A 23,752-nucleotide genomic window follows, 5' to 3' on the forward strand; every position below is an offset into this window, starting at 1 on the left:
CGCCTACAGGCAGCTGTTAACTTGATCCCGAGTTCCAATCGAGTAACCTTTGATTATGGCCCTTTACAACATCGCGGAACGTTTAAGCACGGCTAAAGAACTAATCAGCAGGGGCGATGACGCGTCATTGATCTACGCCGCGCTGGAACTACGATTCTGCCTGGAATCTGTGGCTTATCAGAACTTGGCTGCATACGGTGAAGACGTTTCCACCGAGCTTGCTCGCGAATGGCGACCGGACCAGATCATCAAAATGCTGGCCACGTTCGACCCCAACTCTGATCAAACAGCCAGCTTTTCCATCTCGGTCACGCCGCTGCCCGAAGACCTCGATTTCGCCTCAACTGACTTGAAGGCCGCTTTCAAGGACAAGGATTTTTTGCCGATAGGCGAGGCCAAACGCATTCCTTGGGGCAAGTTTCGCAGTTACTACAACTCGTTGGGGAGCTTTCTCCATTTGCGCAAAGATCTGACGAACGCACGGCCGAAGATCGAAAGGCTCCGTGTTCTCATCGGTGAGCTGGAAGAGGTTGCGAGCTCGACGCTGATCGCTGCCGGCAAGGATCTCGCGACGGGCAAATGCGTCGACTGCGGCCATGTGCTGATTCTCGGCCCGGCAGAGCAAGCGGGGGACAAGCCCGTTTTCTGCCCGAATACCAAGTGCAACTCGAGCTATTTGGCCATCAAGGGGGACCCGGAGCGACGGGTGCAGAAGGTCGAAGCCCTGGGGCTGCGCTGCGAATGCGGGGCCATCGTTCCTATCTTGCCAGAGAGGCTCCTCAAGCCTGCGGTTTGCCCAGAATGTGGGTTGACCGTTTGCGCAGTCATTGCTGCAAAGGCAAGAGTGCTAGGGGTGCCGCCCACTCGCGAGGGAGATCTAAGCGGCTAGTTGCACCTCACCTCCACCACGGCTTCCACGCCTGGTAGGGCTGACGGCAACACGGCTTTGCACACGCCCGACACCTCGACGGCCATCCCCGGCTCGGGGTGCTCCAAGTAGAGCGCTCCGTCGTAGCCCACCATTGCTTGTTCGTTCGGCGTAGATGCCAGCGTGCCCGGCGCGATGCTGGCCCCTGTCAGGGTGAAGGCCCGGGCGTTCTGGGTCAGCACGGGGAAGGTCACCCGCACGCCGCCTTGGCGGGGGGCCACCGATTGCTTTTCGGTCTCCCCAATCTCCACACCCACGGGCAGGTCTTTATCTTTGAGACTGAAGGTGGTGTGCAGCAGGGAGGGCACGTTGGTGACCAGCACGCGCCCCTGCCGGTTGGTGATGCCCACCGGCGCCCCGTTGACCCGCACCGGCAAGCCCGCTTGCCCGGGCACATCCACCACGGCGAAGCTGGCGTAGGCGGGACGCCCGAAGGCCACGCCGCGGTGGTCCAGGAACACGGCACCGGAGAAGTTGGCCGCCACCTGGGTTTGCCCGTCGTAGTGGTCCACCATGATCCGGGCGTCGCCGTAACGCGTCATGGCATCCGCCGTGGCCCGGGTGCTGCCCTGATCGCCCTCGGTGTGCTCTGCCGCCAAGCGAAGGCCGCCGTCGGTGCGGTAGGTCGCTCGGGTGGTCAGGGCATCCTGGCCTGGGGCTTGGCGGGCCCGCACGCCCACGCTGGCCTTGCTGCCGAAGCGATACGTGTAGCTCGCCGATACCTGGAGATCGCCGCCGTTGAGGTCCTTCAGCACGTTGGCGGACACCTGGCCTGCAGTGCCCAGGTTCGCGCTCGCGCCCAAGGAGGCGAAGGCCAGGCTGGAGCGCCCCGTGTCGATGGCGCTGTAGATGCCACGCACGGTGAAGCGGCGATCCGGGCGGTAGGAAACGCTGGCTTGGGTGCGCGAAACGATGGGCAGCGCCGTCTCGCTCTGCAGTCGCCAGAAGCCGTCGTTTTCTTCGTGTTCCAGCCGCACGCCAAACGCGGGCCCTCGGTAGTCGTAGCCGGCAGCCCAGCGCGTCCCGCCGTCGCTTGAGCGGCCCACCTCGCCGTCAAGCACGCCCCAGGTGCCCGGGGCCCAGGTGGAACCCACGGTGACGTTGCCCTTGCCGTTCTCGTCCACCTGCCCACCGGCTCGGATGGTCCAGCGGTCGTTGACGCCCTTGGCCCAAGAAGCACTGACGCCGGCCGTGCCGTAGCGATTTTCGTCTTCGCGGACCTGGCCGGCGGCGATTTCCCAGGCGGAGAGCCCGGGACGCAGCAGGGTCGGGGCGACATAGAGCCGTGCAGTGGAAACGGCGGTTTCCCGGCCGTAGGCGTCACGCACCACCACCGCCGTCTGGCTGGCTCCAAATGCCACGTTTCGACCGTCCACGGTGAAGGGGCCGGCGTTGACGTCCTGGCGCGTGATTTCGGCTTGGTTGGACAGGACCTTGACCTGCCCCGGATCCAACGCGATGCCCCCCAAGGTCGGGACGGGCCACGTCGGCGTGAGCGGATCCAGCGCTGCCGGGTCCTTCGCGAGGCGAATGCCGCCCAGCGCCACCGGGCCGATGCGGGGCGTGGCGTAGACATCGCCGGCTTGCCAAGTCCGTTGGCGCGGCAGGTCGTCTTTCTGCCAAGCGGTCATGCCGCGGCGCATGCCAAACCCGTTGGGGGATTGGTTGAGCTGCCCGGTGGTGGAGACCACGCCCCAACGCCCTCCGGTGCGCGCCTCCAGTGCCAAGGACGTCGCTTGTTGGCCGCCTGCAATCTGGGTGGCGAGGTTGTAGTTGACCAAGACGCCCCCGATGGCGGGCGACACCTGAGAAACCGGAGTGCCGTGCTGGCTGAGCTGCTGCGCCGGCTTGCGGTCAGCCGGAATGGTGAGCTGGACGGTGGCGTTCTCGGGGGTGTAAGCCACGGTCACGCCCAAGGCTTGGTCGGTCAGGTCCTGGCCCTCCTCGCCCGGGCGAAGGGTCACGCCGAGCTGCTGCCAGGTCGTGGATTCGGCCACCCAGGCCCCACTTTGCTGCCAGAGCAACACCGGGTCCTTGGCGGGCAGCCCGTTAGCCTGGATCGGCGCGGCCAGCACCGGCTCCACCCCGTCTGGAATGGCCGCGTGAGCGCTGCCGATGGACAGGGCCAGCGCGAGGCCCAGGACGCTTCCACGCCGCACGTGTCGCCCTCAGTTCACGGGGACGGCGACGGGGGACCCGTTGACCGTGATTGAGAGCGTGGACGCCTTGAGGCCTGGCTTGAGCTCCACGTGCTTGCTCTGCCCCGGCAATACCCATCCCAGCGCCCCTTCGCGCCACGCCGGCATGCCTTGAGGACCGACGGCGGTCAGGCGCGCGGCGGTCGGACCGGTGTTGGTCAGCAGAAGGCCGTTGGCGGTCAGGCGGGCCGTGAGCACCGGAGGACCGGCCTTGGCGTCTTCAAACCCCACCGGCAGGTTCTGGTGGATCAACAACTGCACCTGGCCCGCCGTGGACGGCTGGGGCAACTGGCGCAGCAGCACGCGGTAGTAGCCGGGCGTGCCGACGCCTTGGGTGCGGACCAACCGCACGGCCCGGCGTGACCCAGGCGGGATTTCGACAATGGACGGTGCCGCGATCACCGCCTTGGCGGGGCCGGTCACGTCCTGCCCGCTGGGATCTTGGGACCAGTCCAGCACCGTCACCTGAAAGCGCTCGGGGGTTTCCCCATGGTTTTCCAAGGTCAACGCCCCTGCCTTTTCTCCAGCCGGGGCCACGATGCTTGTGGGAAACAACGACACGTTGCCCGCCCACGCAGGAGCGGCGCACAGCATAAACAATGGAACCACCAACAAACGCTTCAACATCATTCCTCCAAATCGATCACCTCCTTTGATCCAACCAAAACATTTAAAGTTGTCAACCCACCCTCAAAAGAAAACCCCCGGAGATATCCGGGGGTTTGGTAGAAACCCTTTGAGGGTCAGTAAGTCAGGGTCACGGCGATGGTATCGGAGAAGGTCCCGCCGGGCACCTTGTTCAAATCATAGAAGGCATAACCGATGCCAATCATCTGCTGCTCACCGGTTCCCACGCCCTCCCAAGCGTCGCCCCCACTGCCCCACACTTGACTGGCACCAGGATCTTTGAAGAGGCCGTAGGCGACGAAGTTTCCGGCCCCATCGGACACGGCGCGGTGATTGGGACGAGCAATCGCGGCGCCGTAGTTCAACCCATCGCCGGGCACGATGCTGAAGGCGGTGCCTTGGTTGCAGCGAACCATCAACGCACCATTGGAATAGCCCTGCGTGCCGGACGCCAAGCCGTTGTATTCACCGCCGCCCAGCTGGGTCACGAGTAGGCTGCACTCGTTGTTCACGGTCGCAGAAATCATCAGGTCTTCGGTGACGTCAGCGGCGGACGCCGAAGTGGCAGAAAACGCGGCCATCAAGGCCAGAGAAAAAGAAAGGGTCTTGCGCATGAAAAATCCTCCTCGGATATTGGGGAAAAGGGATATGGCCCGACCTGGGCTTACTTCACCAATACTCGATAAATCCATTTCCGCAAGAGGATCGGGCAACAAGAGTTGCAGGAGCCAACCCAAGCGCTTGCACCGAGGACACGAGTGAGCTAAAAAGCAATCGCCGGTCGCAGAAGCGTCGGTGTTGTGCTCGCATAGCCAATAGGCTCCGGGTGCCCGAGGTCCACCCAATGGGGGCGCGGGAATCTTTTTTTGATTCCGGAGCCATCCATGACGACCAAACGCCGCAAATCCCTCCGCACGTCTGCCTTCCATGCCCAGTTCGGCCGCTGCTACTACTGCGGCCTGCCGATGTGGCTCGCGGCTCCTTCAGAGCTCGGGCTGAAGCCCAGCAAGGCCCGAGCCTTTCAATGCACCGCCGAGCACCTGCTCGCCCAGCAAGACGGGGGCCGAGACGTATCCGGGAACGTGGTGGCCGCGCATGCCCGGTGCAACCAGTGCAGGCACAAGCGAAGCGGGCCAGCTCCTTCCGCCGATGCTTTCCGGGCGCTCGTGATGAGGCGCGTCAACGCGGGGAAGTGGTGGCCCCAAAACCAGAAGTTCTGGCAACATCAGTCGACCCAGTAGGGGCGATGCCTTGCCCCACTGCAAGGAGGCTTTGATGTTGATTCGGGGGGCAGAACCCGTCAGTTGCTTTGGGCTAGCCGGCTGCGATGAGAACGCGGGCACCTATGCCCTGGGATGGTGCTTGGAGCAGTCCGCAGCGCTTCGTGCGGAGCTCTTCGGTTCCATGGGGCTTGATCCGTTGGCACAGGTGGCGCTTTCCAGCCAAGACTTCGGCATGAAGGATCGCGGGTTCACTGATTTGGAGGTTCTTTCAGGCACGGCCTTTCATCTGGTGTTTGAAGCCAAGCGACACTGGCAGGTGGCCACGCATGCGCAACTTGCCCGGTATGTCCATCGCTTGGCCGACTCGAATGTGCAGCACAAGCGGCTCATCTCGGTCAGCGCGGCTCGGAAGGATTGGGCCGTTAGGCACCTTCCCGCGGACGTCAAGGGCATCCCCGTCGATCACCTCTCCTGGTCTGAAATCCGTGCCATGGCGAAGCGGGCTCATGCTGCGACCAGAAACCAAATCGAACGCTTGTGGCTGGACCAGCTCGCCTTGCACCTATCGGAATACGGAATGACCTCCAACGCGTTTGACTCGCTCGCCTATGTGGTTTCGCTAAGCCGAGACTTGATGCCCAGCTCTCAAGAGCTGACCTGGATCGATGTCGTCACCAAGCAGGGCAAGTATTTCCATCCCATCGGTGGCAATGGCTGGCCCACTGTCCCGCCGGCCTACATCGGCTTCCGCTACCTATCGCAGTTCCGAAGTGTCCACTTCATCGAGCGCGTAGACACGGTTGATCGGCTTCAGGACGTAGACCCGCATTGGCCGGAAACCCATTCTCCGCACTTCGTCTACACCCTTGGCCCCGCGATGCGTCCAGCGACGGTGTTGCCACTGGGGAACATTTACTACACCGCCCGGCACCGGGTCGCGTTGGATCTGCTTCTTAGCGGCAAAGCAGCCACGTATGAGGAGGCGGTTGCGCTCACCAAGGACCGCCAAGCCCAGCGAGGCGAGGCCTGACACCAGGCAAAAAAATAGGCCGGGGATGAGCCAGCAGAAGGATTCCGAGGAACAAGGGATGGGCAGAAGTATGCCCAGCCTCATTCGCAGTGGTAGAGACCCTTGGCCGAAATCCCGTCTGCCTCGATGTCAGGCGTGCGTGGGAAGCTTGACCAGTCCCATCCAGTCCGACTGCGCCGTGGAAGCGCTCGCCATCAGGGGCCCGTGCCCGGGGATGACCGTGAGCTGGTCCACGCCGGCCTGGTCCTGGGGGAAGAACGGGCCGTCTGGGCTGAATATGAAATGGTCTCCCTGCAGCGCACCGCAGATTTGACAGTGGTTGGCCACATAGGTTTGGTTGGCCGTCTGCGAGTAGTTGGGCTTGAGCCAGGGGGCCGCGGCCCTGACCCGGGCCATCGTGCCCACGTCCAGCTCGCTGACGTATTTCAGCAGCGATGGGCCGCCTTCCTCTGGATACTCCTCGTCCTCGTTGTCGAGGAACCTAGGCACCCAAATGGCGGTCACCACGATCGACTCCGAGCACTTCCAGCAGGTGGACTTGCCCTGCAGCAGTGCGTAGCTGGTGGCCGTGATATTGAGATCGGTCATGGCGACTCGTCCACGTATGCACCGCGATCCCAGGAGCGGTAGCGCCAGGGCAACACTTCCTCCAAGAAGGTGACACGGGGGCTGGGGAGGTTCTTCAGCCCGCCGATGGCGGATTGAATGCCCTTGGCATTGGACTCTGGGACAAAGAGCCAGGGCCTGGCACTCCAATCCAGCGGCACACCGCTGTCCCGAGCCAGGGCTGCCCTGACCCCAGGCCAATGCTCGTCCCACGCCCGCAGACGGGCCAGCAGCGACGGCGCGCGTGCGGCGTAGGTGATTTCGCAGAGGTAGGCCGCCTGCTCCTTGAAGCTGACCGCGACGGCGTCGCAATACCAGTGCGGGCCGCTAGTATCCGGGTTCGCGCCTTCGTTGAGTTGGATGCAGCACTGGCTGTTGACGAACAGCGCTCGGTCGGCGCGCAGATAGTCCAGCACCACACCTTCGAAGTGATCCATCGCTATTTGGGCTCCATTGCGGTTCGCAGCTCTTCCAGCCGCTCGGCTATCTTGGCGCCGGAGAGCTTGCAGCCCCCAGCGCCGCAGACGTCTTTGACCATGACCAAGGAAATGACCGAGGCACGCAGGGGGTCTTTCTTGTTGCGCTCCAGCGCCTGCCATTCGTCTGGCAACGCAGTGAGCGCGGCCGGGGCTTCTTTGCCGGACAGGTATTGGAGGCAGTTTAACGGTGCCCAGGCCAGGCCGATCTCGTTGACCAGCAGGCTGCGCAGCTCGCGTTCGCCGGCCTTGCCTTCTGCCAGGTTCAGCACCGCGTGCGCGGCGACGATGGCCTTCTGCTGGGGGGACAACTTCGCGCTGGGCCAGTTTGTGGTGCGGACCATTTCCTTGCTCTCGACATTCTGGGCATTGCCAACCTAGACGCTCGCCGTATCGCAGCTTGAGACCTTAGCGGAGAACAGCCAACGGGAGGCTACGTGATCCGCCATGCGCTTCAGCCTTCGATCCATATCTAGGATTTCAACCAAGGCATCGCGGGCTCGTATAGCGGGCGATCAACGATCCGAGAATCAGCCCGTGCGATAAGCATCCCGTTTACATCCTTCGCCCGGGTCCATCCTTACCGCCCCCAAGCTCTCTCTTCATCTTGTCGCCCACGGCTCTGTCAAAAACTTGCGCGGCCTTGCTGTAGCGCCCCTTAGCCTGATTCACCAGCTTCCGCTTGAAAGGTGTAGGACTCTCCTTCGCGACCCTTTCAGCTTCTTCAAGCTCTTTTCCAGCCTTATCCATGCTTCCTTTAGCCAAGCGCACTCTGGCTTCAATCTTTCGTTGTTCGATCTCGTCTTCGGTCACACACCCTCCTTGCACTGTATGGTCAAGCGGCCTTCCGGTGTTCGTAATACGGGGGTGAACCCCACTCACACCTGATCATTTAGAGATCGCTGCTTTAAGTTGCTCGGTGATGCTGTTGCCCTTCTCGTCCCGCAGCTGGGCCATGAGGTAGACACCTCGGCCGTTGCTCTTAGCGGCCCATAGCTCGCCGATCATGCGCTTCTCCTTCTCGGAGTCCGCGGAGTAACGGTCACCACCCTTGTATTCAACGACGAGCAGTCGACCATCTTTAAGCCGCGCCACGAAGTCCGGGTAGGTGCGCTGCTTGGACGTCGGCATCCAGAACTGGCTCTTGTCCACCAAGTTGCGAACCCAGAACTCCACCTCATCCAGCTGGTCGATGGCCTGGGCGCAGAGGAACTCCTCACCCACCTTGCCCCCAGCGGTCTTCCATTGAAGATCGCCCACGAGGGGGTAGTAGTGCTTGCGGAAGCGATACGTGCCGCCTTGGTAGTAGGCATGCGCCGGATACTGGGTCATGTCCGCCGGGTAGGTGAACATCGCACCGGGCTCGTCGCTGACCACGATGTCGGCGTCGGCACCGAACAGCGCTTGCTGGAAGCCTTCCTTGAGCGCCTCCGCCTTGGCGATCTGAAGCTGCTCGCCGAGCTTCCGTCGGAGCACGAACTGGCCATTGAGCAGTTGCGATAGCGAGAAGCCCCGATCTTCGGACAGCCCGCTGATGGACCGGCGCAACCACTCCCGCAGCACGGGCTGCTTGACCGCCGGATCACGGATCTTCTGGTCCAGCCAGCCGACCAAGTCCGCTTGAGTGCGGTCCTTGGCAAAGCCCGGCAGGTAGGTATTCACGTCGTCGTCGATCTTGGTGTAGCTCACTTTCGAATCGACCAGGTCCACCTCAAAGGTCTGGCTGTCGACGTTGAACTTGAGGCTGGACAGGTCCGGCGGATAGGCCAGCAAGTCCCAGGTGAAGCCCGGCGGCGTGGCGCCGCTCTCCACGAACTCCAGCTCGCCCTGCTCCATGACCCCCAGCCGCGGCACGCTGAACACCGCGCCGTTCTGGCTAGGGGCTTTGACGGCCTTGGCGGCGATCTGGTGCCGCTGGATTGTAGCCGCCGCTTCCTCGCGCTCCTTGGTTGGCACAGCCTTGGTGATCGCTTCCACGGTGGACTCGTCCACCTCGCCCGTGATCTCCACCGAGCCGCCCTTGCCTTCCTCGTTCGGAGTGAAAACAACGCTGGTCTGGTCCCGAGCAGGGATACCAGTAAGATCCGGTTGTTTGCTCACGGCAATGGTGGTCTTGGGCGTCACGGGAACCGGATTGACCTTGCCGCCTCGCAAGTCCAAGCCGGGCCCAGGTGTGGGATCCGCCAGCACCGCGCCCACGGCCTCCAGCGGGTTGAACCCGATGTCGATGAGCGACTTGGTGAGCTCTGCGGCAGCCAGATTGAACGCCGCAGTGGTGACGTGCGCGTAGGCCTTGTTCATGGCCTCCTGCTTGCGGCGGGTGGCATACGGCATGCGCAGCACGCGGCCCAGCAGCTGCTGGATGTCCTTGTCGCTCTTGACCTGGGCCACCGAGCAAAAGACGTAGGCAAAGGAGCAATCCCACCCTTCCTTGAGCGCTTGCTTGGTGATGATGACCTCGATGGGGCAGTCCTTGGCGAACAGGTCCACCCCGTCGATCTCCCGCTGATCGCCCGTGGCGATGGCAATCGCCTTCTCGGGCACCTTCTCGTTGTCGATGAGGTGCTTCTTGACCTCCTCGACCGTGGCGGTGCCTTTGGCGTTTTCGGCTTGGATGAGCAGGATCGGCCGGATGTAGTCCGGCTCGCCCAGCGCGGTCTTGCCCAACTCGTTGCGGCGGGCCACAGCGCTGCCCACGGCGACTTCCCATTGCCCCACGTGCTCCTTGAGCACGACTGGGAACTTGATCATGTCCGCGCCCTTGAGCTCAAAGGCACTGACGCTGACCAGCACGTTGCTCTTACTGGCTTCCGGCGTGGCCGTGAGCTCCACCACGACCTTGGCACCAAGCCGCTCGTAGACCTGGTAGGACAAGGGCGTGTTGGCATTGTGGGCTTCGTCGGTGATGACCAACGGACCGTGAAGTTTCAGCAGATTGGCAAAGGACGCGATGGCCTTTCCCGCCTTGTTCTGCTCCAAGTAGGGCAAATCGGACACGCTGCCGGCGAAATGGGGCTCTAGGTCCTCGTGGTGCTCATAGACCTTGCGCCCCTCCTGGTTCTCCACGCGCAGCGCGGCCATCGTCGAAATGACCACGCAGACCTTGGTTCCCAGATCAGCGGGGCGGATGTGGGTGAAGTCCTCCACATCGAACACGGCGACCTTGCCCCCGAACGCCTCGTCCAGTTCTTGCCGGTAGGGGTGTCGGGGGTTTTTGAAGGCTTCCAGCGTCTGGGTCTTGATCTGGGTGGTGGGGACCATCCACATGACCAGCGGAAACTCGCGCTCGAGGTAGGCGTCACCTGCCGCCTGGATGATGTGTGCGCCCATGACGGTTTTGCCGCCGCCCGTCGGAATGCGCAGGCACACGTAGGGCGAGGCCTCCAGATGAGGCATGGGTTTGTATTGCGTGACCAGACCGGCATCCACGTTCTTCTCAAACGCGGATGCGGCGCCAGTCAGCCGGGCGTCTTCGAGGAACTGGGCCAGGCTGGACAGGGCCCGCTGCTGATACACCTTGAGGGAGAGAGCCATGCTTAGCGTGCCTTGATGTCGTAGGGGGTCTGTTTGAAGGTGATCTGGAGTTCTTCCAGACGCTCCTTTGGCAAGTCGCAGGACTCCCCGTAGATCACCTTGGGCCCGTCAAAGGGCTGCAGGCCTTTCAACACCCGCTTGGTCAGCACGTTGCCGCCGGTCTTGCTCTCATCGCCCAAAATGCCGTTGAACAGCAGGTAGTAGCCGATCCCATGGTGCTCACCCAGGAACGACTGCTTCGGGGCTCGAGTGGAGCGTGCGGCACCAGTCTCGGCGAACCAGACGTGGGCGGCCAGGTGCTCGAACTTGATGCCGTCGCGGATGTGACCCTCGTCATCGAACACGGGCACGCCGAGCTTGTAGAAGCGAAAGCCACCGCCACCTTTCCAACCGACTTCTTTCGAAATACCTGATTGCTCTCCTTCCACAACGGATACAAGCCTCGCTTGGCAATGGCTTCGCGCCTGGTCACCTCGCTCAATACCAACAAACCTGCGATTGAGCTTCAAAGCAACTGCTGCTGTCGTCCCGCTTCCAAGAAAACTATCGAGAACAAGGTCCCCAGGTTTAGTCGTTAACTCAATGCAACGACGCAGGAGCCGCTCGGGCTTTTTACCTTTCTTAAATGTCACGCCGCCCTCGCCAGCAATACCCTCCCACGAGATATCACTCCAGATATTCGTAAGCATTGAGGAGGCGACAGGCTCTCCATCAATCTCAACAACGTTCTTGCTGTAGAAAAGGATTTGCTGACCGTCCAAGATGTAGACCGTATCGAGCGATTCGCCCCGCTCCAGCTTTAGAACCTCACCAGGTCGACTGAGAGACTCTTTCTTTAGATCAACGATTGCCTGACCCGCACCGGAGTCGCTAATGGATGCTAAGCGGCAGACTTGGCTTGAGTTCTTCAGAACCCACTTGTCGAAGTGCTGGAGAATAGACTTAGGGTGTTTGATCCTTGCGTTCCGTGGCACCTCAGCGTATTTATCGGCAAGAGACGAAAACCTCCATTCACTCTCAGGCAAATCCCGGTTCTCCAGCCAAAGGTTGTAGGCATAATCAACACCGCGTGGAATGCGGGCACTTACGTCTTCAAACTTCTCTTTGTTCTTGGCATACCAAAGAATGTATTCCGATGCTTTGAATACACCAGGATTGACAGTGCTAAATGCAGAAGGAGAGCGGGCAGCGATAGTTATCCTGTTGACGAAGTTGGACCGGCCAAAAATCTCATCCAGCATCACCTTCGCATAGTCAACCTCGTTATCGTCCAGATGAAGAAAAAGAGATCCCTTCTCTGAAACAAGCTCGTGGATGAGTTCGAGCCTGGCATACATCATTGACAACCAAATCGAATGCTCGAAGTTGTCGTCGTATTTCGGGAACATCGCTCCGGTATTGAACGGCGGGTCTATGTAGACGCAACCAACCTGGCCGGCGTAGTAAGGCAGCAACGCCTTCAACGCATCCAGGTTGTCGCCCTCGATCAGCATGTTGGGAGCGTCCACCTCCCCATAGGACAAGCTTGCCACCGGCTCCAAGAGTCGATAGGGCGTCAGGGCGGAGCGGGTCAGGTCCTCATCACGGTCGGACCAGTTGAGCAGTGGCATCGAATACATCCCCTCGAACAGGCTCCAAGTATCCTTCAACGGGTGCATTTGGGCCAATCCCTAAGGGACCATCCGGCTCTAAATCATTGATCGAAATGAGCTTTGCGAAATAGGAAACCGGCGGGGCTTTAGAGCCTGACGACGCATCGGCACTTGGGCCTGGAGATATGTCTCGGCTACTACGTGCTGAGGCCCGCATTCCTGCAGTAGCGATACACGGCCGAGCTGCTCACCCCGAGCTCCCGCGCCAACTGAGCCCGGCTGACCTCCTTTAAGCGAGCCCGAACCTGGTCCAGGGCCAGCCCCCGCAAGGTGCGGTGCTCCGGCCCTTTCAGGACGCGCCCCAACCAAAGGGCTTGGCGGTCCAGGCCGATGGTGGCCGGCGACACGCCCAAGCGCTGGGCCACCTCGACCGAGGTCAGCCCGGCTCGGACCAGCCGCTGCACCTGCTGGCGACGCTCAGCGAGCTCGCGGGCTTGGCGGTCCCGGAACGCCTGCCGTCCGGAGCCCGCCAGGCGGTGCCGCCGGACAAAGCGGTTCACGGCTTGGTGGGTGACGCCCAGGCGTTGGGCCAAGGCGCGCTGAGTCCCCCCTTCGTCCAGCAAGGATTGAACCTGGGCCGGGGAGCGGCCGCCGAGGAAGCCTTTGCGTGGAATCATGATGGAGCGGCCTGACGACGTCGCCCATCGCGCGGCGCTTTGAGACCTGCTCTTTTCATGTAAACAGATATAGACGACGCGCTGACCCCAAGATGCAGAGCCACAGCGTTGGCCGTCTGGAATCGGACGAGCAGGATCTCGACCTCTGCTCGACTCAAGCCCGAGAGGGTCATTTTCTCCGCCGGTTTACGCATGCCCGGAAGCTTCAGCGGTTTGCGGTCGGTCGATGGTGTGTTGGCCTGGCGGCATCGCCCGTCCCGTGGCGCTTTGAGGCCGGCTCTCTTCATGTAAGAGGACACATGCGCCCCACTGGTTCCGAGATGCAACGCCACTGCCTTGATGGTCTGGAATCGAGCAAGAAGGGCCTCGATCTCTGCTCGACTCAAGCCCAAAAGGGTCATTTTCTCTGCCGGCAGACGCACACGCGGCAGCTTCAGCGCTTTGCGGTCGGCCGTTATGCACGCGTATGGCACGGCCAACTGTTGCGCCATTTCAGACACCGATAGGCCGGCCTCGCTCAACCGGCGCACCTCTTTGCGCCGAGCCAGAACAACCGCCTTCTTTCCGTTTTGCGGTATGTCCAGTTCGTATTTCTTGCAAAACAGGCTAACCGCTTGCTGCGTGACGCCGATCCGAGCCGCCACACGGGTGCGGGTGCCCAGTTCGTGGAGCAGGCTCAGCACTTCCTCAACCGAGTGCCCTGCAATGCTCCTCGGTTGTCGTTGGCAGACCGGCAACCGCAGTCCAAGGGCTTGAGCATCTTTCTGCAAGGTGTAAACAGCCACCCCGAGGAACCTTGCGATGTCCTTTCGTGCCATGCCGGCCTGAATGCAGGCGCGGACCGCATAGCGGCGTTGGCTCACATACGCCCGGTAGCGCTCCGAGGGCATGGCATCCGCAGGATCCACACGCTGGGCGTGCTCGATTTGCTCCGCTTCGCCGTGTGCGTTGCGGTGCGCGGCCAGGGCGTCGTCCACGTCCTTGCTGAAAGGCGTGTTGCGTTGGGCTGCGTCGTAGATGGCCCGGATGTCTGCGGGCATCGGCAACAGCTCGATGCCATCCGGCCCGGGAAGAACGCCTGGGGCAAACAAGGTGGACGGCTCGCGTGTCATCGGCCCACCCAGTAGCCCAGCCCCGCGCTAAGCAAGGTGGCCGCGTATAGAGCGGCGTCCTCAGCGCTGGAAATGTTGAGGGCCATTACCACCGCCCCGAATGCGAGCGTGAGGACGCAACCCGCGAAGATCCCCCCAAAAATCGCGAAATCCACGTAGAGCGATGCGTCGCGCTTCCCGGCGCAGAAAAGGGCCAGCGATTGCTTTACGGTCGGGTAAGTCAACGCGATCATAAAAGAGAGAAACGCCGCCGAGCAGAGAAACACAGCAAGGACCAGCACGGAAATAACTAGCATCGTCAACGCACTCATCCGCGCGACCTCCCCTTGCCCCAGAAAAAGGCCAGCAGACAGAGCACCGCGACCGTGCCGAGGACAAACAGGCCTCCCCCGGTGGCGAGCTGGTGCCAGACGCTGAAGGTGGCTTGGGCCAAGAACGCGGCGATGACCACCATCCCAACTCCAAACAGCCCGCCATGGATCACGACGCGGCCGTGCGTGCGAGCGTCTCGCTCACCGCCTCTTACCCGTTGCCAGGCTGCCTTAGCGTCGCCAAAGCGCTTGAACGTCCAGAGCGGGACCAGGACCATGAGGCCAAGCAGGGTCAGCAGAAGGATCGCGCTCACCATGGGCGGCCTCCCGCGCGACTCCTCAGCGGGCGCGCCTGGAAGGTGAGAGGTTGGCCCCACTGGCTGGGCTTGAGATTCCACGCCATTGGCAGGTGGTGCAGCTCGTGAGGTTGCGCAGGGGAGCAGTCCATGCCATCCAGGATTTGGAGCGCAAAGGGAAGCGCACGGAGTTCCTCGGCCAAAGAGTCCATGCCGTCCCAGACAAAGGCCCCAGCCGAAATAGATATAGCCATCAGCGCTGCCCCTTCATAAAGCAGATCCAGTGCGTCGCTGCACGCTTGCCGCTGGGGTGACCGAACAGGGGCCTCTCATCCGTCAGTGCCAAGATTTCGCTGACCTTGATCTGGGTTTCGTTCCACTTGAAGACCAGCACCCCCGAAGGCTCCAGCACGCGAAAGCATTCGGCGAACCCGGCTCGCAGGTCTTCGCGCCAAGTGCTGGGGTTGAGGCAGCCATACTTGGCGCGCATCCAGCTTTGCTCCCCCGCTTTGCGCAAGTGAGGCGGATCGAACACGACCAGCTTGAAGCGCCCGTCCGGGAATGGCAGGGCTCGAAAGTCCATGCCCTGGTCCGGGCGAACTTCCAGGTGCCGGCCGTCGCACAGTGTGTGTTCCTCGGAACGGATGTCGCCGTAAATGGCGCGCTCGTCGGCTCGGTCGAACCAAAACATGCGGCTACCGCAACACGGGTCTAGCACTGCTTGAGTGGAGCCATCCATCAGCGCTGCCCCTCAATCGGCACAACGCGGGTCTTGCTGCCCCTACCCGTCAAGAACACCTTGTCACCGGCGCGGATCGGCAGGTCATCGGCCTGAACAATGGCAATGACTTTTCCGGTCTCCAGATGGCGGACATACACTTCCATCCCGCGGCGCTTGCTCACCCCGTTTTGGATGGCCGTGCCGGCGACGCCCCCAATCACCCCACCCGCCACCCTGGCGGCGCTGCGGTAGTCGCCTTTGACCTCGCGAGCGGCCCCATAACCCACGGCCGCGCCGATGGCGGAACCGGCGTTGAGGCGATTGTCAGATTTGATGTCCACGCTGCGGACCATCAGCACCTCGCCCAGGCGGGCGTTCTGAACGGACAAGGTTTCGCTGGCGCCGTATCGGCGGGCGGAAGTAGTGTCAGCAGCCGAGGCCGTCAAGGGGAGCAGGCCGACAAGGGCCAGAGAAAGAACCAAAACGCGCATGAGGCCTCCTTTTTTGAATGGGTTGCACCATCCATAACAAAAGGTTTGGTTTGCGCAAGGGGATCTGGAAAAGAAAGAGGCGGCTTTCGCCGCCTTTCTCGTTACTTACAGGGATGCGCTTCCGAAATATCCGACGCGACGGCATCCCTCCCAACACCGCGAACACAAACGGCCGGCGGTGAAAGCCGTGGCTGGTCGCCAGCCCGCACGATCAACCGGGTGGTTCGGCCGAGAACGTCAACGGCCACTGCCAACGAACGGCCGTCGCTCCAAGGACGGTCGAAGGAGCCTTCGAGCTGAACCCTTCCTTCTTGGACCTTCTCCCAAGCGATACCCCCGGCATTGAGAAGGCTGGGGAAATCGTCCAGGGTCGCGCCCTTGGGCAGGTCTACCTCCCCCAACAGGTCACGGAAGTGGCCGCAGTTTCGCTCTCAAGTGGAGCAGTGCCGGGCTGACTGGAACACCCCGCAGAGAGCAGCAACGCACCGGCGATGGCCGACAAACAAAGATTGCGCATAGATCCTCCTTTTTTGTGTGAGTAGAAATACCCATAACAAAGAAAAGGGGATGCGCAAGGGGCTGCAAAGAGAAAAGGGTGGCGTTCGCCACCCCTCTCAATCCAGCGTAAGAAGCTCAAGAAACAACATGGCGCTTAGTTAAACGGCCTAGGAAATCACTAACCAAGCATTCTTTCAACCCCGACGACGGCAAACGTCGGAAACCAAGGATTATAACAACAGCAAGGATAACCACCCAACCACCTTCTAACCGCTCACCCTGGAAAAGTTCTCAGTTAGAAGTAGAGGAATCGGACCACAGCCGGGACTTCCCCCAGCACATTCATTTCTAACTCGAAACCTCAAAAGGTCAACCCCCTACCTGCGCTAAGCAACCTGGCGTTCCTTGCGTCGCGATGGGGTCCTTCGACCGGCTTCCGTCTTTCGCCCCTGCTCCATGTCCTGCTCCTTCTTGACCTGCGGCAGCGGCTCGCGTTCAAACGCCGGGATGTCCAAAAAGGTCATGACCTTCTCCGCTTGGCTGGCTGCGCGGAACAGGGTCCTGGGGTCATCGGCCAGGGCTTTCATCCAGGACTGCAGGTAGGCGGCGTGTTGCTCTTCGTGCTCCTTGCCCAGGGCAATACCCAGGCGCTCGGAAATGAAAAGGCTGGACAACTCCGCCACCAGTTCCTCTTTTGCGTAGTCCTGGCTGCCGAACCGACCGGCCTGGTCGCGGTCGAGCCGGTGTTTGGCGCCGGTCCAGTGGGCCAACTCGTGGAGCAACGTGGCCTGATAGCTGACGTCATCTCTGAAAGTGTGGTGCTTCGGCAGGTGAATCGAATCCGCGGCGATGGAGTAGAACGCTCGGTTGCCACCGTCGTGATGAAGTTTTGGCTGGTGCTTGTCCAACAACTCCCGCACACGCAAGTTGCGGATCGACTCGGGCATGACGAAGGGCGGCGGGGGCTCGGGCATGCCGTCCATTTGGCTGGCATTGAACACCGTGGCGACGAACACCGATGGCCCTTGGTATCCGTTCTTCTCTTCGCCCTCGGTCAACGGCTCGGCCCCGTCTTTGGCCTTGCCCGTCTTGCTGAAATCCCAGTAGGCGATCCGCTGCCCCTTCTCGCCGCGCTTGACCTGGGTGCCAATGCTTTCGGCCTGGCGATAGGTCAGCCAGCGGTCGTCTTGGTAGCCATGGGTTAGTTGGGCACCGCGCAGGATGAGTGTGTTGCTGCCGCGATAAGCCTTGCCCGTGGTCGGGTTCCAAGGCCCGTTGATCGAGCCGTTCTGCGGGGCGTCGGGATCATTCCATGGGCGGCGCCAGGGGATGGTGCCCTGCTGCATGAGCGCAAGCATTCGCTCGGCGGTGGCTTGGATGAGATCGGAATACTTGGACATGCGGGGTTGCCTCAAATCTTTTTCAACCTCCTGCGCCTCCAAGCGGGTGGTTGTGGGTGGGGTCGGGTCAGAACTCGATATGAAGGGTCAGACTCTTGCGGTGATACAACGCTCGCCGCACCAGCTCGGCGATTTCGTCCTCGCTGCGCAATCCCTGGTCGCCGTCTTTTCCCAGACGGACATGGAGACCAAACCCGCTTTGCACGAGCAAGTATTGCGGGTCCGCTTCCGGTGTCTCTGGGCTCTCTAGATCGGCCAGGCTGATGGCCGATTCGGGGAACGCGTCGTCGGGGATGTGGTTGGGCGATGGCATGGGGGCTCCGTTTTGGTTTGGATACCCCTTTGCAATAGCGCAACGTCGCCGGTTGTAAAGGCCTGCCCCGGAAATGCCCGGCGTTGCTGGGTTAGCCGGCCTTCTTCTTTTCCGCTTCGGCCTTGCGTTGCTCGCGCGCCTGTCGCTCCCGGCGATCCTGCCTCTCCCATGCGGCGGCGTTCTTGGCTTGGCGCTCCCGTTCGGCGCGGCGTTCCGCCTGGACCTGCTCGTAGGGCGTATTGGTGAAGCCAAAGACGTCTCGGATGGCATCGGGCATGTCGGCGAAGTCCTGCTCGTCTTGCCGTTCGGCGGCGACGGCCAGTGCTTCGTTCTGGGCGTCGTTGGCCGCCTTGGCCTGCTCAGATTCGGATTGGCGGGCTTCTGGGGTCAGGGCCTCCAGCCGCTTGAGCTCCTGCTCTTGTGCGCGCTCGGCGTCGGTCTGCTCGCCCTTCCAGCAGCAGAGGTAGCAGTCCAACTGCTCGCCCTCCACGCGCCGATTCGACGGGCGCCCACGCAGGTGCCCGGCAGTCTTCAAGCCGCGGGTGAACTGGCGCTGCGAGAGGATTTCCTCCGGTTCAAAGCCCTTCTTCTCGCACCAGGCCGCATAGCGGGCATGGATGGCCTTGACGCTTTGCCACTGCTCACTGCCAGCGGCGGCACCGAACTGCACGCGGTCGGCATGGGCCCAGGCGGCGATGGAATCGGCGTTGTGGATGACGGCCTGCTTGTAAGCACGCGCAGCCTCCGGGAGCTCGTGGTCGGCCATGAAGCGACCGCGGGCCACGACTCGGCGGGCGCCTTCCAGCATCCAGTCGAGGAACAACTGGCCTTCTTCTGCAAGCAGCTTCTTGCTGAAGTCAGGAATGCGGTCACTCTCCGGGATCACGTTCGCCCACTCCACGATGGAGAGGCGGCGGGCCACGCCGCCGGACTTGTCGCGGAAGAACGGCGCGGAGTTGGAGCTGATGATCCACTTGGCCTTGGACTGGTAGTTCAGAACCGAGAGGTGCTTGCGATTGATCGCGATGCCGTTGCCGCTGACCAGGGTCTTGAACGTGCCCTCTTTCCACTTCTCGCACTCCACCTCATCCACCAAGATCAGCTGGCTGCCCAGGATGCCTTCGAGTGCAAACGTGTCGCTCAACGTGCCCAGGTCCAGGCGGGCCACTTTGTTGTGGACGCCTTCGACGCACTCGGCCAGCGTGCTCTTGCCGCTGCCGGCGGCGCCATGCCACCACGCCGCGATCTGATAGGAACCGGGCAGCAAGGTCATCCCGCACTGCTCCTGCACCAAGGCGCGCACGCCTTCGTCCGGCAACGCATGGGCCAGGAACTTGCCCAGCAGGCTATCGGCCGGCACGGAGCTGGGGATGTAGCGCTGGCCGGGCGTGGCGCCCGTGGCGATGTTCAGGGCGTGGGTCATGCCGTAGCGCGGCTGGGGTTCCAACGCCTGGATGCTGTCGGCGGTGATTTCCAGGTAAGCGTCAGCGCAGGGGACCACCGCCCGCTTGGGTTCCAACTGCGGCAACGCGCTTTGCTGGCCTAGGCGGGTGCGGGCGTAGGCCCAGCAACTCGAAGCGAGCTTGTCGCTGGCCTTTGCGGGGATGTTGGCATCGAGCCAGTCGGACGCCAGGCCGTCGCCGAGGCCGCGGTGAACCAACGCCCAGTGGTTTGCACTCCAGCGGTAGACCAGCGTCGATTGCGTCGCGGATTCGTCGCGGACGCTGGCCCAGAGGTGCCCGTCAAGCCCCAGCTGGAGGTGGCGAGCGAACAGGAAGTCCAGGCTTTCCGGGCGAAGCTCGCCTTTGTTGAGCTTGGCTTGCTTGTGGCGATCCAGGGCGCGTTGTTCAACCTTGAGATTGCTGGCGAAATCCCGACGGTTTTTCTCCCAGTGCTTTTCGATGAGAAAAGCAACCTCAGGGGGGTTGACGACCGACGGATCTTGGGCGAGATTGTTTGCAGACATTGTAGTTGGCTCCAACGACTCCCCGCCCTGCCAGGCGGGGTTTCGCGTTTGTGGGGTTAGGCGACGTGCGGCAACGCGTTGTCCAGGATTCGGCGCAGCTTCTCGCTGGGAGAAATCCCCGACCGCTTGGCTTCGGCTTTCAGCCGCTCAATCAACGCCCTTTCCATGCGGGCATTGAAAGGGTCTTTGCGTGGGGTTTGGTTCTGCTGCGTGCTCATGGGTTCTCCGTGTTGCATCCGTAATACATTCAAGAAAGCAGGTTTCTTGAAACCGTCAAGCCCCTTTCCCAGAAATATTTTTTAGCTGCTGGTTAACTTTCCTGCTGGTTTTCTGTTTTTTCTTAAACCAGCAGCCAAACCAGCAACTAAAAACCTCCCAAGTGATTGTTTAATCTCGTTTTTGTTCAAAAAATAAGCTAACTGCTGGTTTGCTGATTAAAAAAACAGTTTTACGCTACGCGCCAACGCCTCATTTAGTCGTGAGATTTTCACTCATTCTTAACAATTACAGTTGCAGAGAAAAAGTGAAAAAATTAACCAGCAAACCAGCAGGAGCCCTCAAAGCCTTACGCAGCAAGGGTTTTGCTGCTGGTTTAGCTGCTGGTTAACGGTTTTGGCGTTAACCAGCAGGAGCGTTAACCAGCAGTCTTTCCTAACAAACCGATACGGTTGGATTATTTTTCGTATGGAATGGCTTTCAGGAAAGCGGGGTAACAAGCACTTGTTACCCGGTTTCTGCGGGTCGAAGAGCCAGAGCAAAAGCGGCTTGGAGCAAAGAGCCGGCGGCTGCTCGCCGCCGAGTCTTGGAAGGGATAAGGCCAATGCTCATCCGCGGCGGTTGGCTTTCTCAAGGCGGATTTCTTCGTCCATGGCGATGAACCGAGCTCGCGTGAGAGACCAAAACACCACCCGCGTTTCCAGGTATTGAGTGATGATGTCTTTGCACTCGACCACCACGCTCCCGATGGGCATCCTCCAAATCACCTGGTTTGACAGCAGTTGCAGGGCTGTAATCGCCGAGCACAACGGATCGCGGTCATTCGCTTTCACGGTAAGCCCCAGAAGGGCCTTCGGATCGTTCCTGACCAGTTCGTGAAGCTTCGCAAGCAACAGCGTGCCGGCTCCGCAGGTGGGGTCACCCATGGACCACTTGTCTTTTTGAGGCGTTGGAGCAAAGGCAGTCAGCGCCCTCGCAAAGTCCCAAGGGGTGAAATATTGAGCGTCGTTTTTATTCCCCTTCCCCACGAACTCTCCAAAGATCTGCCCCAGGATGCATTCGAACGGCTCGAAGGTTTCCACTGCGCCCCCATAGGCCTGGCCCGCTTCGAGGCACCAATCCTCGGTCCCATCCACATCGGTCCCAAGCAGCGTCAAGTCGCACCAGGGAACCAAAGGCCCACCTCGCCCGACGGCCAACTCCGCCTGCTTGAGCACGAGAACCTTCAGCGCAAGCGCGGTGAACTTGCGCATCTTTTCCCTGGGCGATTCCCCGGGGATGGCTTGGATGGCCTTCAACAACCGCTGGTAAGCATTGTTGCGGCGGGAGGTCGGCTTGGCTTTCTTCGGAGTGCGCTTATTCATCGTTGGCCGCCCCCACTTCAGTGCGCGACACCCGGCTCACGTGGGCCATGTCGAGGTAGGTTCCGCGAATCAGGCCAGACTCCACTCCCCGCTTGAGCCTGCGCGCGGCTTCAGCACCGTAGCCGATGAACACCGATCCCGCCGGGCAACTCGTGACCGGGGTCCCATCCGGGCGGCAGAACGACAGACGCCCCTTCGTGAACACCACCGCTGAAACGTTGGGGTGGTTGAGCACCGAGTCCTGCATCCAGCTCGTTTCCATCCGCGCCAGCACAAGGGCAATCCCGTTGCCATGCTCTGCGGCCTTCTCCATCCAGCGGTGCTGGCTGGTCGGGCTGTTCTTGTGCCCGCCGTAGGGCGGATTCATCCACACGAACGCCGTCTTCGGCCAGAGAGTCTTGAGCCCGTCATCGGTGGGCTTCAGCATTTTTTTAGCGGTGCGCCAGGGCATGCCCTGCTGCGGGGTGCAGGGATCCAGGTCAAACGGACCCAGGCCGTGGACGGTCTCCGGCGGGGTGAGCCAGGTTTCGGTCGTGATGCCTTCCGGCGCCCGGTCGTAACCAACGTTATTGGCGACGGCGAGCGAAAGCCTGGTCCGCCTGGGCTTCTTCGCGGGCTTCTTCGGCTTGGTCGAAACAGGGAGGGGGCGAGCAACAGCGTTCATGGGAAATCTCCAGGGTTGAGTTTTTTGGGGCAAAGCTCCGCCAGCACGGCTGGTCGGCCGCGTTTCGCGAAAAGGGTTGAGGGGTTGGGCCAGACCTGGCCCCGGGCTACCGCTGCGCTGCTGGCTTAGCCGTTGGCGGCGTCTTGGACGTCGAGGAAGGCGTCCAGCGTTGCCAGCTGCAGGGTGAGCACCTGGCCGGAGGGCACGCCCCGCAGGTCGCGGTTGGGCACGATGACCGACGTGCTGGTGTCGGCGGCAAGCACGCCCAACGCGTGGGGCAGAACGTCGGCCAGGGCGTCCGCGAGGGCCTGCGGGGTCACGTTAGAGAACTGGTTCAAGAGCGAGGGGTCGAGCGAGAGGATGAGCGGTTGCATGACTGTCTCCGTGCTGGTGGCTCCATTTTCCAGTCACGATCCGCGCGCTTCGATGCCCTAAGAGGGCCTCCCCTCTTGGACCTGAATCCTCATTCATCCAGCCACGCTGGGGCGGCGGCGGAAGCCGCTGCCTCCCCGCTTTTATCTCTCCACGACCGAGCCGGCGGGCAGCCGGCGAGACAGGGGCGTTGCGCCCCTGAAGGACCGTCTAAAAGGGCGTTCCCTTTCTGCTCGGGGCAGGGGCCGGAAGCGAGACGGCCAGCAGTTCCGCTCTTGCTTCGTTACGAGCCGTGAACGCCATCTTCGCGTCCTTCATTCGCTCTGCTTCGCGCGCTTTCAGCGCCATGGCTGGCGCGGCCTGCGGGTCCTCTTCGGCATCGAATGCAGCCCGGGCTTCCGATGCGTCTTTGATCGCCAGGGACTCCTCCCACGCCATGAAGTCGGCAACGGCGCCCAGCCAGTCCTTGTGGCATTGGAGCAACGCGCCTTTCAGTGCGGGCTGTGCCCAAGGCATGCCGAACGCTTCGGCAAGCCCGCGTTTCTCGACCTCGAGTTTGAAGTAGTTGTGTTGATCAACCTCAGCGATGTTCTTGCTTCGGAAGAACATACGAACATGGTCCTTCGCGCCCCGTGTTTCGATTGGCCTTACCGACGCCACCACCCGCTCGCCTCGCTCATCGACCCCAATCGTGAGCAGGAGGTCGCCATTGAGCTGCTCTCGAAACGTCGCCAAGCCCTCGGGCAGCGTTCGCGTGACCCCCAAGGGATGGCCTGGCTCCCTCGCGTCCCGCCACGGGCGCTCTGTCGGCCGCCTTTTCTGGTCCTCGACGGCGTCGATAAGATCCACCAACGATATGGCTGCATGGGTGCGCGCCTGCCCTGGCTTATCCACCACCACGCCCACCTTGCGGGCCCACGCGTTGAAGGCTTCGTAAGTCATGTTCAGTAGGCCTGCGGCTTCGGCGGCGGTCCATGTGTCCGTCCGCACCGCCTTCCGCTTGCCGGCCGCCAGCTCCTGGCGCTGCTTTCTCTCAACGGCCAGTTCATTGTCGAGCACGCGCACCAGCTTCCCCCATGGCACGCCCCACCCGCCCGCGCACGTGTCGTCCGCGTGCCTGTAGCGGTCGGCCTAGCG

The 23,752-nt window shown here is 61.7% G+C and carries 26 protein-coding genes; 3 read left to right on the forward strand and 23 right to left on the reverse strand.

The features are described 5' to 3' along the window. Nucleotides 1-55 precede the first annotated feature (55 nt). The gene (locus ARC63_RS02860) at nucleotides 56-889 is read left to right on the forward strand and encodes a hypothetical protein (RefSeq protein ID WP_057502466.1); all 834 of its coding nucleotides are present in this window, start codon (nucleotides 56-58) and stop codon (nucleotides 887-889) included. Here the strand turns inward: ARC63_RS02860 and ARC63_RS02865 are convergent. The 3 genes from ARC63_RS02865 to ARC63_RS02875 form a co-directional block, all read right to left on the reverse strand. After that, nucleotides 886-3,087, reverse strand: a complete 2,202-nt coding sequence (locus tag ARC63_RS02865) for a fimbria/pilus outer membrane usher protein (protein WP_057502467.1) — start codon at nucleotides 3,085-3,087, stop codon at nucleotides 886-888. The genes ARC63_RS02860 and ARC63_RS02865 overlap by 4 nt on opposite strands. Nucleotides 3,088-3,096: 9 nt before the next feature. Continuing rightward, complete coding sequence (locus ARC63_RS02870) at nucleotides 3,097-3,753, reverse strand: fimbrial biogenesis chaperone (RefSeq protein WP_158003717.1); 657 nt, start codon at nucleotides 3,751-3,753, stop codon at nucleotides 3,097-3,099. Nucleotides 3,754-3,869: 116 nt separating this feature from the next. After that, nucleotides 3,870-4,367, reverse strand: coding sequence for a Csu type fimbrial protein (locus ARC63_RS02875; protein ID WP_158003718.1), 498 nt, complete (start codon nucleotides 4,365-4,367; stop codon nucleotides 3,870-3,872). A gap of 270 nt (nucleotides 4,368-4,637) precedes the next feature. Between ARC63_RS02875 and ARC63_RS02880 the strand changes: the two genes are divergently transcribed. Continuing rightward, nucleotides 4,638-4,994, forward strand: a complete 357-nt coding sequence (locus tag ARC63_RS02880; RefSeq protein ID WP_057502470.1) for an HNH endonuclease — start codon at nucleotides 4,638-4,640, stop codon at nucleotides 4,992-4,994. Between the two features lie 34 nt (nucleotides 4,995-5,028). Beyond that, nucleotides 5,029-6,006 carry a hypothetical protein gene (locus ARC63_RS02885; RefSeq protein WP_057502471.1) on the forward strand — a complete coding sequence of 326 codons (978 nt, stop codon included), beginning with the start codon at nucleotides 5,029-5,031 and terminating at the stop codon, nucleotides 6,004-6,006. A gap of 129 nt (nucleotides 6,007-6,135) precedes the next feature. Here the strand turns inward: ARC63_RS02885 and ARC63_RS02890 are convergent, their stop codons facing one another. From ARC63_RS02890 to ARC63_RS02995, 20 genes are all read right to left on the reverse strand, one after another. Next, nucleotides 6,136-6,594: a hypothetical protein gene (locus tag ARC63_RS02890; protein ID WP_057502472.1), complete on the reverse strand. Its 459-nt coding sequence runs from the start codon at nucleotides 6,592-6,594 to the stop codon at nucleotides 6,136-6,138. Beyond that, nucleotides 6,591-7,049: a hypothetical protein gene (locus ARC63_RS02895; protein WP_032960331.1), complete on the reverse strand. Its 459-nt coding sequence runs from the start codon at nucleotides 7,047-7,049 to the stop codon at nucleotides 6,591-6,593. Before ARC63_RS02895 ends, ARC63_RS02890 begins: the two co-directional genes overlap by 4 nt. Before the next feature lie 2 nt (nucleotides 7,050-7,051). Next, nucleotides 7,052-7,432, reverse strand: coding sequence for a hypothetical protein (locus tag ARC63_RS02900; protein ID WP_033833387.1), 381 nt, complete (start codon nucleotides 7,430-7,432; stop codon nucleotides 7,052-7,054). Nucleotides 7,433-7,643: 211 nt separating this feature from the next. Further along, nucleotides 7,644-7,901 carry a hypothetical protein gene (locus tag ARC63_RS02905; RefSeq protein WP_032960334.1) on the reverse strand — a complete coding sequence of 86 codons (258 nt, stop codon included), beginning with the start codon at nucleotides 7,899-7,901 and terminating at the stop codon, nucleotides 7,644-7,646. A 75-nt stretch (nucleotides 7,902-7,976) separates the two neighbouring features. After that, nucleotides 7,977-10,622, reverse strand: a complete 2,646-nt coding sequence (locus ARC63_RS02910) for a DEAD/DEAH box helicase (protein WP_033833386.1) — start codon at nucleotides 10,620-10,622, stop codon at nucleotides 7,977-7,979. A 2-nt stretch (nucleotides 10,623-10,624) separates the two neighbouring features. Then, nucleotides 10,625-12,280, reverse strand: coding sequence for a site-specific DNA-methyltransferase (locus tag ARC63_RS02915; protein ID WP_197585577.1), 1,656 nt, complete (start codon nucleotides 12,278-12,280; stop codon nucleotides 10,625-10,627). A gap of 131 nt (nucleotides 12,281-12,411) precedes the next feature. Next, nucleotides 12,412-12,891: a hypothetical protein gene (locus tag ARC63_RS02920; RefSeq protein WP_057502473.1), complete on the reverse strand. Its 480-nt coding sequence runs from the start codon at nucleotides 12,889-12,891 to the stop codon at nucleotides 12,412-12,414. Further along, on the reverse strand, nucleotides 12,888-13,931 hold the full coding sequence (locus ARC63_RS02925; protein WP_139042369.1) for a hypothetical protein: 1,044 nt from the start codon (nucleotides 13,929-13,931) through the stop codon (nucleotides 12,888-12,890). Before ARC63_RS02925 ends, ARC63_RS02920 begins: the two co-directional genes overlap by 4 nt. A gap of 68 nt (nucleotides 13,932-13,999) precedes the next feature. Further along, the gene (locus ARC63_RS02930; protein ID WP_139042370.1) at nucleotides 14,000-14,314 is read right to left on the reverse strand and encodes a hypothetical protein; all 315 of its coding nucleotides are present in this window, start codon (nucleotides 14,312-14,314) and stop codon (nucleotides 14,000-14,002) included. Beyond that, nucleotides 14,311-14,631, reverse strand: coding sequence for a hypothetical protein (locus ARC63_RS02935; RefSeq protein WP_049420819.1), 321 nt, complete (start codon nucleotides 14,629-14,631; stop codon nucleotides 14,311-14,313). Before ARC63_RS02935 ends, ARC63_RS02930 begins: the two co-directional genes overlap by 4 nt. 232 nt (nucleotides 14,632-14,863) lie before the next feature. After that, entirely contained in the window at nucleotides 14,864-15,301 is a 438-nt protein-coding gene (locus tag ARC63_RS02945) for a class I SAM-dependent methyltransferase (RefSeq protein WP_230548482.1), read from the reverse strand. Nucleotides 15,302-15,348: 47 nt separating this feature from the next. Next, on the reverse strand, nucleotides 15,349-15,822 hold the full coding sequence (locus tag ARC63_RS02950) for an outer membrane lipoprotein (RefSeq protein ID WP_049420820.1): 474 nt from the start codon (nucleotides 15,820-15,822) through the stop codon (nucleotides 15,349-15,351). A gap of 884 nt (nucleotides 15,823-16,706) precedes the next feature. Further along, nucleotides 16,707-17,720 (reverse strand): ArdC family protein, encoded by a 1,014-nt coding sequence (locus ARC63_RS02955; RefSeq protein WP_057502475.1) that lies wholly within the window; start codon nucleotides 17,718-17,720, stop codon nucleotides 16,707-16,709. Nucleotides 17,721-17,787: 67 nt separating this feature from the next. After that, nucleotides 17,788-18,033 carry a hypothetical protein gene (locus ARC63_RS02960; RefSeq protein ID WP_049433832.1) on the reverse strand — a complete coding sequence of 82 codons (246 nt, stop codon included), beginning with the start codon at nucleotides 18,031-18,033 and terminating at the stop codon, nucleotides 17,788-17,790. 91 nt (nucleotides 18,034-18,124) lie between these two features. Beyond that, entirely contained in the window at nucleotides 18,125-19,999 is a 1,875-nt protein-coding gene (locus ARC63_RS02965) for a DNA primase family protein (RefSeq protein ID WP_139042371.1), read from the reverse strand. 56 nt (nucleotides 20,000-20,055) lie between these two features. Further along, entirely contained in the window at nucleotides 20,056-20,217 is a 162-nt protein-coding gene (locus ARC63_RS02975; RefSeq protein WP_136191690.1) for a DUF3450 domain-containing protein, read from the reverse strand. Nucleotides 20,218-20,823: 606 nt separating this feature from the next. Next, entirely contained in the window at nucleotides 20,824-21,579 is a 756-nt protein-coding gene (locus ARC63_RS02980; RefSeq protein WP_057502478.1) for a DNA methyltransferase family protein, read from the reverse strand. Beyond that, nucleotides 21,572-22,243 carry a DNA N-6-adenine-methyltransferase gene (locus ARC63_RS02985; protein ID WP_057502479.1) on the reverse strand — a complete coding sequence of 224 codons (672 nt, stop codon included), beginning with the start codon at nucleotides 22,241-22,243 and terminating at the stop codon, nucleotides 21,572-21,574. Before ARC63_RS02985 ends, ARC63_RS02980 begins: the two co-directional genes overlap by 8 nt. A 125-nt stretch (nucleotides 22,244-22,368) precedes the next feature. Next, nucleotides 22,369-22,617, reverse strand: a complete 249-nt coding sequence (locus ARC63_RS02990; RefSeq protein ID WP_057502480.1) for a hypothetical protein — start codon at nucleotides 22,615-22,617, stop codon at nucleotides 22,369-22,371. Between the two features lie 208 nt (nucleotides 22,618-22,825). Next, nucleotides 22,826-23,680, reverse strand: a complete 855-nt coding sequence (locus ARC63_RS02995; RefSeq protein ID WP_139042372.1) for a hypothetical protein — start codon at nucleotides 23,678-23,680, stop codon at nucleotides 22,826-22,828. Nucleotides 23,681-23,752 lie beyond the last annotated feature (72 nt).

The organism is Stenotrophomonas geniculata ATCC 19374 = JCM 13324, assembly GCF_001431625.1.
GTDB classification, from domain to species: Bacteria; Pseudomonadota; Gammaproteobacteria; order Xanthomonadales; family Xanthomonadaceae; genus Stenotrophomonas; species Stenotrophomonas geniculata.

Coding starts and splice junctions, on each gene's coding strand:
- ARC63_RS02975 (WP_136191690.1), bottom strand. CDS start 20,217: ATGAGCACGCAGCAGAACCAAACCCCACGCAAAGACCCTTTCAATGCC.
- ARC63_RS02915 (WP_197585577.1), bottom strand. CDS start 12,280: ATGCACCCGTTGAAGGATACTTGGAGCCTGTTCGAGGGGATGTATTCG.
- ARC63_RS02930 (WP_139042370.1), bottom strand. CDS start 14,314: ATGAGTGCGTTGACGATGCTAGTTATTTCCGTGCTGGTCCTTGCTGTG.
- ARC63_RS02910 (WP_033833386.1), bottom strand. CDS start 10,622: ATGGCTCTCTCCCTCAAGGTGTATCAGCAGCGGGCCCTGTCCAGCCTG.
- ARC63_RS02860 (WP_057502466.1), top strand. CDS start 56: ATGGCCCTTTACAACATCGCGGAACGTTTAAGCACGGCTAAAGAACTA.
- ARC63_RS02960 (WP_049433832.1), bottom strand. CDS start 18,033: ATGCCATCGCCCAACCACATCCCCGACGACGCGTTCCCCGAATCGGCC.
- ARC63_RS02945 (WP_230548482.1), bottom strand. CDS start 15,301: ATGTTTTGGTTCGACCGAGCCGACGAGCGCGCCATTTACGGCGACATC.
- ARC63_RS02980 (WP_057502478.1), bottom strand. CDS start 21,579: ATGAATAAGCGCACTCCGAAGAAAGCCAAGCCGACCTCCCGCCGCAAC.
- ARC63_RS02965 (WP_139042371.1), bottom strand. CDS start 19,999: ATGTCTGCAAACAATCTCGCCCAAGATCCGTCGGTCGTCAACCCCCCT.
- ARC63_RS02900 (WP_033833387.1), bottom strand. CDS start 7,432: ATGGTCCGCACCACAAACTGGCCCAGCGCGAAGTTGTCCCCCCAGCAG.
- ARC63_RS02880 (WP_057502470.1), top strand. CDS start 4,638: ATGACGACCAAACGCCGCAAATCCCTCCGCACGTCTGCCTTCCATGCC.
- ARC63_RS02925 (WP_139042369.1), bottom strand. CDS start 13,931: ATGCCCGCAGACATCCGGGCCATCTACGACGCAGCCCAACGCAACACG.
- ARC63_RS02955 (WP_057502475.1), bottom strand. CDS start 17,720: ATGTCCAAGTATTCCGATCTCATCCAAGCCACCGCCGAGCGAATGCTT.
- ARC63_RS02935 (WP_049420819.1), bottom strand. CDS start 14,631: ATGGTGAGCGCGATCCTTCTGCTGACCCTGCTTGGCCTCATGGTCCTG.
- ARC63_RS02920 (WP_057502473.1), bottom strand. CDS start 12,891: ATGATTCCACGCAAAGGCTTCCTCGGCGGCCGCTCCCCGGCCCAGGTT.
- ARC63_RS02870 (WP_158003717.1), bottom strand. CDS start 3,753: ATGTTGAAGCGTTTGTTGGTGGTTCCATTGTTTATGCTGTGCGCCGCT.
- ARC63_RS02990 (WP_057502480.1), bottom strand. CDS start 22,617: ATGCAACCGCTCATCCTCTCGCTCGACCCCTCGCTCTTGAACCAGTTC.
- ARC63_RS02890 (WP_057502472.1), bottom strand. CDS start 6,594: ATGACCGATCTCAATATCACGGCCACCAGCTACGCACTGCTGCAGGGC.
- ARC63_RS02895 (WP_032960331.1), bottom strand. CDS start 7,049: ATGGATCACTTCGAAGGTGTGGTGCTGGACTATCTGCGCGCCGACCGA.
- ARC63_RS02985 (WP_057502479.1), bottom strand. CDS start 22,243: ATGAACGCTGTTGCTCGCCCCCTCCCTGTTTCGACCAAGCCGAAGAAG.
- ARC63_RS02885 (WP_057502471.1), top strand. CDS start 5,029: ATGTTGATTCGGGGGGCAGAACCCGTCAGTTGCTTTGGGCTAGCCGGC.
- ARC63_RS02950 (WP_049420820.1), bottom strand. CDS start 15,822: ATGCGCGTTTTGGTTCTTTCTCTGGCCCTTGTCGGCCTGCTCCCCTTG.
- ARC63_RS02875 (WP_158003718.1), bottom strand. CDS start 4,367: ATGCGCAAGACCCTTTCTTTTTCTCTGGCCTTGATGGCCGCGTTTTCT.